General features: G+C 66.9%; 11 protein-coding genes. 5 read left to right on the top strand and 6 right to left on the bottom strand.

The features are described from left to right. Positions 1 to 47 precede the first annotated feature (47 nt). The 4 genes from WS45_RS05215 to WS45_RS05200 form a co-directional block, all read right to left on the bottom strand. A complete protein-coding gene (locus tag WS45_RS05215; RefSeq protein ID WP_059698584.1) occupies positions 48 to 278 on the bottom strand; it encodes a hypothetical protein in 231 nt (76 codons plus the stop codon). Between the two features lie 97 nt (positions 279 to 375). Then, complete coding sequence (locus tag WS45_RS05210) at positions 376 to 1,485, bottom strand: class II histone deacetylase (protein ID WP_059698582.1); 1,110 nt, start codon at positions 1,483 to 1,485, stop codon at positions 376 to 378. A gap of 15 nt (positions 1,486 to 1,500) precedes the next feature. Then, complete coding sequence (locus WS45_RS05205; protein WP_059698580.1) at positions 1,501 to 2,718, bottom strand: MFS transporter; 1,218 nt, start codon at positions 2,716 to 2,718, stop codon at positions 1,501 to 1,503. A 22-nt stretch (positions 2,719 to 2,740) separates the two neighbouring features. Next, on the bottom strand, positions 2,741 to 3,784 hold the full coding sequence (locus tag WS45_RS05200) for a porin (protein ID WP_059698577.1): 1,044 nt from the start codon (positions 3,782 to 3,784) through the stop codon (positions 2,741 to 2,743). Between the two features lie 303 nt (positions 3,785 to 4,087). On the opposite strand from WS45_RS05200, the gene WS45_RS05195 reads away from it, so the two are divergent. Together WS45_RS05195 and WS45_RS05190 are read left to right on the top strand one after the other, a co-directional pair. Further along, positions 4,088 to 5,233 carry a helix-turn-helix transcriptional regulator gene (locus WS45_RS05195; protein ID WP_059693370.1) on the top strand — a complete coding sequence of 382 codons (1,146 nt, stop codon included), beginning with the start codon at positions 4,088 to 4,090 and terminating at the stop codon, positions 5,231 to 5,233. Positions 5,234 to 5,334: 101 nt separating this feature from the next. Next, on the top strand, positions 5,335 to 6,333 hold the full coding sequence (locus WS45_RS05190) for a 2-dehydropantoate 2-reductase (RefSeq protein ID WP_059698576.1): 999 nt from the start codon (positions 5,335 to 5,337) through the stop codon (positions 6,331 to 6,333). A 154-nt stretch (positions 6,334 to 6,487) separates the two neighbouring features. Here WS45_RS05190 and WS45_RS05185 read toward each other — a convergent pair whose 3' ends face one another. Both WS45_RS05185 and WS45_RS05180 read right to left on the bottom strand, forming a co-directional pair. Further along, entirely contained in the window at positions 6,488 to 6,937 is a 450-nt protein-coding gene (locus tag WS45_RS05185; RefSeq protein WP_059698575.1) for a MarR family winged helix-turn-helix transcriptional regulator, read from the bottom strand. A gap of 62 nt (positions 6,938 to 6,999) precedes the next feature. Then, on the bottom strand, positions 7,000 to 8,145 hold the full coding sequence (locus WS45_RS05180) for a glycerate kinase (RefSeq protein WP_059698574.1): 1,146 nt from the start codon (positions 8,143 to 8,145) through the stop codon (positions 7,000 to 7,002). A 387-nt stretch (positions 8,146 to 8,532) separates the two neighbouring features. Between WS45_RS05180 and tig the strand changes: the two genes are divergently transcribed. The 3 genes from tig to clpX all read left to right on the top strand — a co-directional run bounded on the left by tig (position 8,533) and on the right by clpX (position 12,109). Further along, positions 8,533 to 9,879 carry a trigger factor gene (tig, locus tag WS45_RS05175; protein ID WP_059529684.1) on the top strand — a complete coding sequence of 449 codons (1,347 nt, stop codon included), beginning with the start codon at positions 8,533 to 8,535 and terminating at the stop codon, positions 9,877 to 9,879. Positions 9,880 to 10,019: 140 nt separating this feature from the next. After that, a complete protein-coding gene (gene clpP / locus WS45_RS05170; protein WP_006496351.1) occupies positions 10,020 to 10,673 on the top strand; it encodes an ATP-dependent Clp endopeptidase proteolytic subunit ClpP in 654 nt (217 codons plus the stop codon). Between the two features lie 164 nt (positions 10,674 to 10,837). After that, positions 10,838 to 12,109, top strand: coding sequence for an ATP-dependent Clp protease ATP-binding subunit ClpX (gene clpX / locus WS45_RS05165; protein WP_006754177.1), 1,272 nt, complete (start codon positions 10,838 to 10,840; stop codon positions 12,107 to 12,109). Positions 12,110 to 12,302: the final 193 nt, after the last annotated feature.

Genomic DNA, 12,302 nt, shown 5'->3' with positions numbered 1-12,302 from the left:
AGCGCCGCGCGTCCACCGACCGCGGCGCTTCGTCGTTTCAAGCGTGCCTAGTCCCAGAAACTCCGCACCGCGACCGCCACGATCACCGGCACCGAGAACACCAGCGGAATCGCGAAATACTGCGCTTCGCGATCGACGATCCAGCTATAGATCAACCACGCCGCGCCGATCGCGAACGTGATGAGCCCGACCAGCACGGCGGCGATATTCAGTGCGAGCTTCGAAGGCTGGCGGCGCGCTTTGTCGTTGGTGTCGGGGTCGCGCGGAGACGATTTCATCTGAAGAGGGGGCCGGACCTGGCAGGTGTAAAGGCACAGGAAACCCCATCCGCACCGATCGCGCAAGGGCCGGCTCCGCATCGTTGGTGAGCGCGCGTTACAAGCCGAACGACACGGCCAGTTCGTCGAGCAGTTCGCGCTGGAACGCGACGAACCGCTCGCCCGGCTGCTGCGCGATCGCGAGATCCAGCATCGGATCGGCGACATCGGTTCGGATACCGGCCAGTTCCTCGACGATCGCGAGTCCGCAGAACGGCACGTACGCTTCCGAATAGCCGCCCTCGTGGACGATCACGAGCCGTCCGCCGCAATGGCGTTGCGCCGCCTCCTTTACCGCGCGCGTCATGTACCGGTAACTGTCCGTATGCAATTGCATGCGCGCGAGCGGATCGACCGCGTTCGCATCGAGGCCGCTCGCGACGATGATCAATTCCGGCCGGAACCGCTCCAGCGCCGGCAGCACGATCCGCTCGAACGCGTGGCGATACGCGTCGTCGCCGCTGCCCGCGAGCAACGGCACGTTCAGGTTCGCACCGATGCCCGCGCCTGCGCCGCGCTCGTCGCCGCCGCTGTAGCCGGGCGGAAAGCAGCGGTCCTGATGCAGCGAGATCGTCAGCGTGTCCGGATCGTCGTAGTAGATCGATTGCGTGCCGTTGCCGTGATGCACGTCCCAGTCGATCACCGCGACGCGGTCGATGCCATGCTTCGCGCGTGCGGCCTCGATCGCGATCGGGATGTTCGCGAGCAGGCAGAAGCCCATCGGGCGATCGCGCAGGCAGTGATGGCCGGGCGGCCGCGACAGCGAAAACGCGTTCGCCGCGCGCTCGGCGACGACGGCGTCGACCGCCGCGATCGCGAGACCCGCGGACAGCGCGGCGATCTCGTAGCTACCCTTGCCGAACGGCGCGAGATCGCCGAGGTCGCCGCCGTTCGCATCGCTGAGCGCGCGGAACGCATCGAGATAGCTCGCCGGGTGGATGCGCAGCAGATCGCCGGTGGTGGCCGGTGCGGCACCGCGCATGTCGAGGTGATCGGCCAGGCCCGACGCCTGCACGAGCGACAGGAGGCGGCGCTTCGAATCGGGTGATTCCGCGTAGCCTGCGCTCGACGGCGGCTGGACCCAGCCGCCGACCGGGAAGAACAGCGCGTGCGTGCCGCCGGTGTGCCAGAAGGTGCGTTCGTCGGTGAAGAAGGCAGTGCGATTCATGGATGCGTTGACCTGTCACGGTTGGGAAGAAGCGGAAGTGATGGAAGACCGCGCGCGCCGATCGATATGGCGCAGCGCGGCAAACGACGCGATCGCGACGGCCGTCGCGGCCGCGAACAGCGCGTGCATCGTGCCGCCGGCATCGAGCAACAGCCCGGCGAGGAGCGGGCCGGCCGCGAGGCCCGCGCCGATCACGAAATTGAGCGTCGCGACGAGGCGTCCGGACGTATCGATCTGAGCGACGGTCGCGAGAATGAACGGCAGTACGAACGTCCACGCAAACTTGAACGCGAAGATCGCGGCGCCGTAGCCGCTCGCATGCGGCAGCGCGGCGAGGGCGACGAGCGACGCCGCGAGCAGCGCGTAACCGGCGGCCAGCATCGTGCGTCGCGCCAGCCGGCCGCCCGCGCACGATGCGAGCGCCGCGCCGGCAATCCCCATCACGCTCGCGATCGCGAGCACGTTGCCGGTCGATTGCGGGTCGAGTCCGGCTTCCGCCGCCGCGCGGCTCGCGAACGTCCACACGCTGCCGATCGCGAGATAGAAGCTCAGTACCGCGCCGATCGCGAGCGCGACGAAGAGCTGTGGTGCATTCGTCGCGGCGCCGTGCGCGGTCCGGGCCGACGCGGTCCGCGCACCGAGCGTCGCCGGAAAGCCGCGTGACAACGGCGCGGCAAGCAGCGCGAGCGCGGCGAGCGCGACGTACAGCGCGCGCAGCCCGAACGCGGCGAACACGTGCGGCAGCACGAACAGGCCAACCGCACCGGCGACCAACTGGCCGACGACCCACAGCCCGTACACGCGATCGCTGTTCTCGCTCGTGGCCGCGCTGGTCATGCAGAGCACCATCAGCGAGCCGCCGCCGAGCGCCGTGACGGCTCGCAGCGCGAGCAGCGCGACGAAGCCGGGCATCCACAACGCGGTCAGGAGATTGCCCGCGCCGAACAGCGCGATCGCGCACGCGGCGACGCGGCGCGCATCGATGCGGCCGAGCCACAGGTACGACGGCACGGTCGCGAGGCTGAACGCGCCGAGTTCGACGAAGAAGTAGGTGCCGATCTGCGACGCGGACAGCCCGAGCTGCGTCGCCAGTTGACCGGCGACGGCCGGCGCGACGAGCAGCAGCAGCGGCGTGATGGCCGCGAACACGACGAGCGCGACGAGCGTCGAGCGCGCGAAAGGCGCCGCGCGGCCGTCGGACGACGGCGCGGCATCGGAGCAAAGGGTTTTCATGGCGGGATCTCGCTGGACGGAATCAGAACAGGTGATACATGCCGACCATCGCGCCGAACTGCGATGCGCCGGCGAGCGGTGTCGGGTCGTATTCGTAGACCGTCTGCGAACTCTGGCCGCTGTTGCGCGCATAACCGAGGTTCACGTAGGCGACGGTGCGTTTCGACAGCGCGTAGGTGGTGCTGGCGATGAAGAGCGTCGGGTGGCCGATCGCCGGCGTGTGCGAATCGGTGTGGTAGACGCCCGCGTTCAGCCCGATGCCGCCCGGCGTCAGATAACGGGCGCCGCCCCAGACGATCGTGCGCGCCGCATCGAGGTCGCCGGTCAGGCGTTCGACGCCCGCGTAGACGGTGAGCGGCAGCGTCGCGAACGCGTAACGCGCGGCGAGCGTGCCGAGTTCGCGGCGGCGCGCGGACGCGTCCTCCGCGGCTGACGCGTCGCCGTGCGCCTGATGCAGCACCGCGCTGACCGACAGTCCGTTGCTGGCGTACTGACCGCCGAGCTCGAGCACGCGTCCGGCGCGCGTGTTGCCCGCGACGCCGGCGGTCGCGGCGAGGGCCTCGACATCGAAGCCGGCGAACGTCGGAGACTGGTACTTGATCGAGTGGTCGATGAAGTTCGCGTTCATCGGCACGAGCACGCCCTGGCCGCTGTACGACGCGTACCACAGCGGGTCGTAGAACAGTGTCTTGTCGAACAGCACGCTGAACTGACGGCCGAGCGTCACGGTGCCGACGGGCCCCGCGATGCCGACATACGCGCCGCGGAAGAACGCGTAGCCGGGCACGGTCGAGGTGCCGTCGTTGATGTTGAGGCCTTGTTCGAGCTTGAACAGCGCGCGCCAGCCGCCGCCAAGATCCTCGGTGCCCTTGAGCCCGACCTGCGACGGCAGGATGCCGTAGTTCTGCAACTGCACGGCCGCGTGCCGTCCGTCGGCATGCGTCAGGTACTGCACGCCGGCGTCGAGCGCGCCGTACAGCGTGAGGGTCGATTGCGCGTGCGTGGCGAGGCTGCACGCGGCGAGCGCCGCGGCGGTCGCCGTGCGGATGAAGTGGAATGTCGTCACGTGGGGTTCTCCATACCGTCCTGCATCGTTTGTCGTTGGTGTCGTCGCGACGCAGTGTCGGCAGCGGGAAAATCGCTGAACAGTCGTGCAGATGAACGGTGAGGAAAACCCGCGGTGCACGGGATGGACGGACCGCGACACCGCGGCGCGGCGTGCTGCGCAGCAGCAACGGGCGGCGCACCGTTCAAATGGATGGGGTTGCCGCGTGTTCCGGCGGCGGAGCCCGCCAAAAATGCCGGTCGCTATAATCGGCCGGTCTGCGTTGCGCGCATCAGCGGCCCGATCGGGCAGGGGAGCGGAAAGGTGAGGATCACCACGGATATCAGGCAGGATCCCGATGCGCTGCGCGACGTGCCGGCCGCGATCGTGCTCGACGAATCCGCATGGCCGCCGCTGCCGTCGCGCCGCGCCGATTTCGACGGCGTGACGCGCGGCGACGCGGCGCGACGCGAACTCGGCCTGATGCTGCTCGACCTGTACGCGCTCGCCGCGCAGTCGAGCATCGGCGAATTCGAGTGCCGCTTCTTTTCGCTGCTGCAGGGGCTCATCCCGTTCGACGCCGCGTGGACCGGCGTCGCGACGCACGTGCCGACCGGCCCGGTGATGCACAACAGTTTCCTGTACCGTCTTCCGCACGCGTTCTTCAGCGACTGGAAACGCGTGCGCGACTGCGATCCGCTCGCGCAGCGCACGCTGCTCGGCGCGCATGGTCGCGCGGTGCGCTTGTCGGTCGTCGAGCCCGGGTTCGACGCGCGGTTTCGCGACTGGTGCGTGAAGTACGGGCTGGCGCAACTGATGTGCGTGTGTACGCTCGATCGCCGCTTCGGGTTGACGACGTTCATGTCGATCTACCGCCAGGGCCTGAACCGTCCGTTCAGCGACGACGACGCGAGCCGCTTCGAGGAAGTGATTCCGCATCTGGCGGCCGCGCTGACGATCAACCGCGCGGCACAGCTCACGCGCGAGCGTGCCGATGCGGTGGCGCCGGCGGCCCGCGCGCTGTGCGACAACTTCGGCGTGCTGCATCACGCTGACCACGGCTTCGACGACGTGCTGCGGACTGAATGGCCGGCGTGGACGGGCCCGCGCGTGCCGGAGCCGCTGGTCGCGCATGTGCGGCGCCAGTCGGGCCAGCCGTACATCGGCGACGCGCTGCGCATCCAGTGCGTGCCCGTCGCGGGACTGTTCCAGATCGAGGCGCGGCCGCGCTCGCTGCTCGACCGGCTGAGCCCGCGCGAGCTGGCGGCGATCCGCTATTACGGTGCCGGGCGTTCGCACAAGGAGGTCGCGCAGCAGATGGCGATTTCGCCGACGACCGTGCGTCACTATCTGCGCTGCGCGTATCGCAAGCTCGGCATGCACGACAAGAGCCAGATCGCCGGCGTGCTCGGCGCGACGGGCGGCTCGACCGACGACGAGCCAGTGGAGGCGGGCATCGCGCCGCGCTGAATCGCTCATGCGAACACGGTCACGCAGATGCTTGCATGAATGGTTGTATCCACAACCATCTGGCGCTATGCTCGTCAGCTCCCGGTAGACGGATTTCCATCATGAACGACACGAATTCAGGGTCGGTGCGCGCGGCGGTGGTCGGTGTCGGCGCGATCGGCGGGTTGCTCGCGGCCGCGCTGTCGCGGGCTGGCATGACGGCGAGCGCATTCGCGCGCGGCGCGACTCTCGATGCCCTGAACGCGCACGGCGTGCGCGTGATCGACGAAGCGGGCGCCGAGTCGTCGGTCCCGGTGCGTGCGAGCGACGACGCGGCCGCGCTCGGCGTGCAGGACTACGTCGTGATCGCGCTCAAAGCGCAGGCATTGCCGGCGCTGGCCGCGCGCATCGCGCCGCTGGTCGGGCCCGGCACGGTGATCGTCGCCGCGATGAACGGGCTGCCGTGGTGGTTCACGCACGGGTTCGCGGGTCCGCTCGACGGCGTGCCGCTCGATGCGGTCGATCCGGCGGGGGCGGTTTCGGCGGCGCTGCCGCCCGCGCAGGCGATCGGCTGCGTCGTGCACCTGTCGTCGAGCACCGACGCGCCCGGTATCGTGCGCCGCGGTCGCGGCAACCGTCTGATCATTGGCTCGCCCGATCCGCGGCTCGATGCGTCGACCGCGCGATTCGCGGCGGCGCTCGCCGCGGGCGGCTTCGACGTCGAGTCGACCGCGGCGATCCGCACCGAAATCTGGGCAAAGCTGTGGGGCAACATGAACATGAACCCGTTGAGCGCGCTGACGGGTTCGACCGCCTCGCAATTGCTCGACGATCCGTTCACGCACGACCTCGCGTTGCGGATGATGGAGGAGGCGGCCGCGATCGGCGCGAAGCTCGGTCTCGATACGGGAATGAGCGGGCCGGAGCGGATTGCCGTGACGCGCAGGCTCGGTGCGTTCAGGACATCGATGCTGCAGGATTTCGAGGCCGGGCGAGCACTCGAAATCGGACCGATCCTCGGCGTGTTTCCGGAACTGGGACGCAAGCTCGACGTGCCGACGCCGTATTGCGACGCGGTGCTGGGATTGCTGCGCCAGCGTGCGGCGAACAGCGGGCTATAGCGGAGGCGCATGACCGCGCCGATGGCCGGCACGAGAAGAAGGATGAAGAAGTGCCGGGCAGTCGTCCGTTAGCCACGGCAAGAGAAGCCGGGCACGCTGCCCTTGGGCTTGCCGTTGCGCGACTCGGGTGGTCCGCAGGCACCCGTATTGCGATTCAGTCGTCGCGTTCGACCGCGTTCGCGACGACCTTGTCGAGCAGTCGCTCGAACGTCTGGCGCTCGTTGTCGGATAGGCAAGCGAGCAAGCCGTCATTCCACTTGCGCACGATCGGCATGATCTTGCGATGCAGCGCGCGGCCGTCGGCGGTCAGCGCGATCAGTACGATCCGGCCGTCTTCCTCGCTCGCGCTGCGCTGGAGCAGCCCCTGGCGCAGCAGCGCCTCCGCCGCGCGGCTCGCCTGGCTCTTGTCGAGGTTGGTGTGGCGAGCGAGATCCATGATCGAAAACGGACCGAAGGCGCCGACGGCGGCGATCACCCGCGCCTCGGGCAGCGAGATGTCCAGCTTGTGCCGGTACACGTCGGCGATCCCGCGGTCGGATCGCTTCGTGAGTGCATGGAGGCGATAGGTCAGAAACTGATCGAGCCCGGCTTGGCGGCCTTTCATGTCGAATCCTGAAGAAAAAGGGCGGGCCCGATTGTTCCTGTATCGCGCGCTCGGGTCAACGGTCAGTGTGCGCCGTACTTCAGCCGTGTCAACTGTTCGGCTTCGTTCGCGAGCAGGTTCGCCGCGTCGCGGATCGCGACGTCGAGCGTGATCGGGCCGGGCGCGGGCGAGAAGCAGCCGGAAAAGTGCTCGGACAGGCGCGGCAGCGCGGCCGGGTCGACCGCGCCCGACAGCAGCGACGCGGGTACGCCCGCGACCCGCGCATGAAGGCAGGCGATGAACGGTGCCTTGCCGTGCAGCGTCTGCACGTCGGAGCGGCCTTCGCCGGTGATCAGCCAGTCGGCGCCGGCCAGCGCGGCATCGAGCCCGATCTGCCGCGCGACGACTTCCGCGCCGGCTTCGAATTGTGCGCCCAGCATGTGGAGCGCGAATCCGAGGCCGCCCGCGGCGCCGGCGCCGGGCAGCTCACGGCCTCGCCGGTCGAGCGCGGCCTCGAGCAGGTCGGCGAAACGGCCGAGCGCGGCGTCGAGGGTCGCAACCTGCTCGGGAGTCACGCCCTTTTGCGGACCGAACACCGCGGTCGCGCCGTGCGCGCCCGTCAGCGGGTTGTCGACGTCGGACATGCCGATGAATTCCGCTTCCTTCAGGCGCGGATCGAGTCCCGACGCGTCGATCCGCGCGATATCGGCGAGCCGCGCCGGGACGGGTTCGACCGGCTGGCCGGCCGCGTCGAAGCATTGCAGGCCGAGGCCGGCGAGCAACCCCGCGCCCGCGTCGTTGGTGCTGCTGCCGCCGAGCGCGACGAAGAAGCGGCGCACGCCCTCGTCGAGCAGCGTGCGGATCGCTTCGCCCATGCCGCGCGTGCTGCGCGCGTCGACGGGCACACTCATGCCGACCGCGTCGGTGATCCCGACGATCTCGGCCGTCTCGACGATCGCGGTGCGCGCGTCGATCACGCCGACCGCCGCGTCGCGTGCCGCGAGCGATGCGCCGGCCACCCGCAGCGTGCGCCGCGTGCCGCCGCCCGCCAGCATCGCGTCGAGCGTGCCTTCGCCGCCGTCGGCCATCGGGCAGCAGCGCACGACCGCGTCGGGACGGGCACGGCGGATGCCGCTGGCGATCGCGTCCGCGACCTGCTCGGCGGAAAGCGAGCCTTTGAACGAATCGGGCGCGATGACGACGACAGGCGCGGACGGGTGTTGCGGCATGGTGTCTCCGGAAGGCGTGATTGGTGTGAAGAATGGCGGCCGCGATCGCGGCGCATCCTCATTCGGAGCTTACAGGATGGTGGGCCCGCGGTGGATACGCCGTTCGGCATAGCGGCGATCCGCGCGCATTGCCGCGCGCGGGAGCGGGCGGCATGGCCGGTCGGCATCGTTGTCGTACCGATCTGGCGGTACGAGGAAAATTGTTTGCTAGAATAGTCGATTCTTCCGGCCAAAGCCGTGCTCCGAGCCGCTTGCGCTAGCCATCCGGCGCGTGCAGGGATGGCGTGGCGCTCCGGCGCGGCGTGTGCATGCGATGCACCTCACGCCGCAGGCAGGCACGGCAAGGAAAACCCGATTCGCTCGAATAATTTTAGGACGATTGAAGCCATGGCTAACGTTGTTGAGAACCTCGGCAAGCTTGAACGCCGCGTGACGATTTCCCTGCCGAAGGACACCGTGCAGAAGGAAATCGACGCCCGTATCCAGAAACTCGCGAAGAACGTTCGCATGCCGGGTTTCCGCCCGGGCAAGGTGCCGCTCAAGATGGTCGCCCAGCAGTACGCGGGTCAGGTCGAGGCGGAAGTGCTGAGCGACAAGATCGGCCAGGAATTCTTCACGATCAGCCGCGCGGAAAACCTGCGCGTCGCCGGCCAGCCGAGCTTCGAGCCGAAGCAGGAGCAGGCTGAGGACGCATACGCGTTCGACGCGACGTTCGAGGTTTACCCGGAAGTGAAGATCGGCGATCTGGCGACGGCTGAAGTCGAGCGCTCGACGACGTCGATCGGCGACGCCGAAATCGACCGCACGCTGGAAATCCTGCGCAAGCAGCGCGTGCACTACCACGCTCGCGGCGAAGCCGGCGAGCATGGCGACGGCGGCGCGGACACCGCAGCGAAGAACGGCGACCGCGTGACGGTCGACTTCGTCGGCAAGATCGACGACGTCGCGTTCCAGGGCGGCACGGCCGAAGACTTCCCGTTCGTGCTCGGCGAAGGCCGCATGCTGCCGGAATTCGAAACGGCGGCGCTGGGCCTGAAGGCGGGCGAACAGCGTACGTTCGACCTGAAGTTCCCGGACGATTACCACGGCAAGGACGTGGCGGGCAAGACGGCGCAATTCACGGTCACGATGAAGAAGATCGAGTGGCCGCACATGCCGGAAATCGACGGCGAATTCGCGAAGTCGCTCGGCATCGAAGACGGCGACCTGACGAAGATGCGCGCCGAAATCAAGGAAAACCTCGAGCGCGAAGCGAAGCGTCGCACGCAAGCCATCGTCAAGAACCAGGTGATGGACGCGCTGCTGAAGATTTCCGAACTCGACGTGCCGAAGGCGCTGATCGAGCAGGACCAGCAACGTCTCGTCGAAATGGCTCGCCAGGATCTGGCGCAGCGCGGCGTGCCGAACGCGAAGGACGCACCGATCCCGGCCGAGATGTTCGCCGAGCAGGCAGAGCGTCGCGTGAAGCTGGGCCTCGTGCTGGCCGAGCTGGTGAAGTCGAACAGCCTCGAAGCGAAGCCGGAGCAGATCCGCGCGGAAGTCGACGAGTTCGCGAAGAGCTACGAAGACCCGAAGGAAGTGGTCCGCTGGTATTATTCGAACCAGCAGCGCCTCGCCGAGATGGAAGCGTTCGTCGTTGAAAGCAACGTCGTCGACTTCGTGCTGGGCAAGGCAAAGGTGACGGACAAGGAAGTGAGCTTCGAGGCACTCGCGAGCGCATCGGCGCAAGCGTAAGTGTCGCTCTAGCGGCGTGCCGGCTGTCGGAGCGACGGCCCGCACGCCGTTTTTACGTCAAGCGCACGGTTGCCATTAATATGGCGATTGAGCGGGCGGCTTCCCTCCGTTCAATTTTCCATTCGAACAAGGTTCATTGAATGATCACTCGCGCTGAATTGCTGGACATGCTTGCTTCGAACGCGCCGCAGGGTTTCGAGGCGCAAGCGCTGGGGCTGGTGCCGATCGTCGTCGAAACGAGCGGCCGCGGCGAGCGTTCGTACGATATCTATTCGCGTCTCCTGAAGGAGCGCCTGGTGTTCATGGTCGGTGAGGTGAACGACCAGACCGCCAACCTCGTGGTCGCGCAACTGCTGTTCCTCGAGAGCGAAAATCCCGACAAGGACATCAGCCTCTACATCAACAGCCCGGGCGGCTCGGTGTCGGCCGGCATGGCGATTTACGACACGATGCAGTTCATCAAGCCGGACGTGTCGACCCTCTGCATGGGCCTCGCGGCCAGCATGGGCGCGTTCCTGCTCGCGTCGGGCGCGAAGGGCAAGCGTTTCGCGCTGCCGAACTCGCGCGTGATGATTCACCAGCCGCTGGGCGGCGCGCGCGGCCAGGCGTCCGACATCGAGATCCAGGCACGCGAAATCCTCTACCTGAAGGAACGGCTGAACAACCTGCTCGCGCAGCATACGGGGCAGGACGTCGAGCGCATCGCCCGCGACACCGACCGTGATAACTTCATGTCGAGCGAAGATGCGAAGGCGTACGGGCTGATCGATCAGGTGCTGTTGAAGCGCCCGTGAGCTTAAGTGGGGTGCCGCCCCGATTCGCGCGGTGCCCCTGCAACGTCCCGAGTGCTCTGAGCATCTGCGGCAAGCGCATCCAGCCGGCTCCGGTCGCGCCCTAGGCGCGGCGTCCGGAGCATTCGGCGTATCATGTCATTTACCTGTCCGGAGGCTCTACATTCATGGCGGACAAAAAAGGTTCGAACAGCGAGAAGCTGTTGTATTGCTCGTTTTGCGGGAAGAGCCAGCATGAGGTGAAGAAACTCATCGCGGGCCCGTCGGTATTCATCTGCGATGAGTGCATCGACCTCTGCAACGAGATCATTCGCGACGAGGCGGCTGCCGCCGGCGTCGAGGCCAGCCTGTCCCGGTCGGATCTGCCGAGCCCGCAGGAAATTCGCGACATCCTCGATCAGTACGTGATCGGCCAGGAGCGCGCGAAGAAGATCCTCGCGGTGGCCGTGTACAACCACTACAAGCGCCTCAAGCATCTCGACAAGAAGGACGACGTCGAGCTGTCGAAGAGCAACATCCTGCTGATCGGCCCGACGGGCTCCGGCAAGACGCTGCTCGCGCAGACGCTCGCGCGGTTGCTGAACGTGCCGTTCGTGATCGCCGATGCGACGACGCTGACCGAAGCCGGCTACGTCGGCGAGGACGTCGAGAACATCATCCAGAAGCTGTTGCAGAACTGCAACTACGAGGTCGACAAGGCCCAGCGCGGGATCGTCTACATCGACGAAATCGACAAGATCAGCCGCAAGTCGGACAACCCGTCGATCACGCGCGACGTGTCGGGCGAGGGCGTCCAGCAGGCACTGCTGAAGCTCGTCGAGGGCACGATGGCGTCGGTGCCGCCGCAGGGCGGCCGCAAGCACCCGAACCAGGATTTCATTCAGGTCGACACGACCAACATCCTGTTCATCTGCGGCGGTGCGTTCGACGGTCTCGAGAAGGTGATCACCGACCGTACCGAAAAGACGGGCATCGGCTTCGGCGCGACGGTCAAGAGCAAGCAGGAACGCGACGCGGGCGAAGTGCTGCGCGAAACGGAACCGGAAGACCTGATCAAATTCGGTCTGATCCCCGAATTGATCGGCCGTCTGCCGGTGGTCGCGACGCTCGGCAAGCTCGATGAAGCCGCGCTGATGAAGATTCTCGTCGAGCCGAAGAATGCGCTCGTCAAGCAGTATCACAAGCTGTTCGCGATGGAGCGCGTCGAGCTGGAAATCCGGCCGGGTGCGCTGCAGGCAGTCGCCCGCAAGGCGATCCGCCGCAAGACCGGCGCGCGCGGTTTGCGTTCGATCATCGAACAGGCATTGCTCGACGTGATGTACGAGCTGCCGGCGATGAAAGGGGTCAGCAAGGTCATCATCGATGAGAACGTCATCGATGGCGACGGCAAACCCCTGCTGATCTATGAGGACACGCCGAAGGTGGCGGGTTCGAACTGACCGGCTTGCCGACGATGTTCTGCGAAAAAGGCCGTTCATGACTCCGTGGGCGGCTTTTTTTCGTTTATCTTGTGGGTAACTCTGACTCGACACGCGGTGGTTACTTTCTTACCGAATATTTCCCGCACTTGAAGGCTTGCAATTCGTTGTGGCGGCCTCAATTACCGAACAATTGATTCCACTCATGGGGAAA

The organism is Burkholderia sp. RF2-non_BP3 (genome assembly GCF_001522185.1).
In the GTDB taxonomy this organism is placed as follows: domain Bacteria; phylum Pseudomonadota; class Gammaproteobacteria; order Burkholderiales; family Burkholderiaceae; genus Burkholderia; species Burkholderia diffusa.
This window is presented reverse-complemented; position numbering and strand designations above follow the sequence as displayed.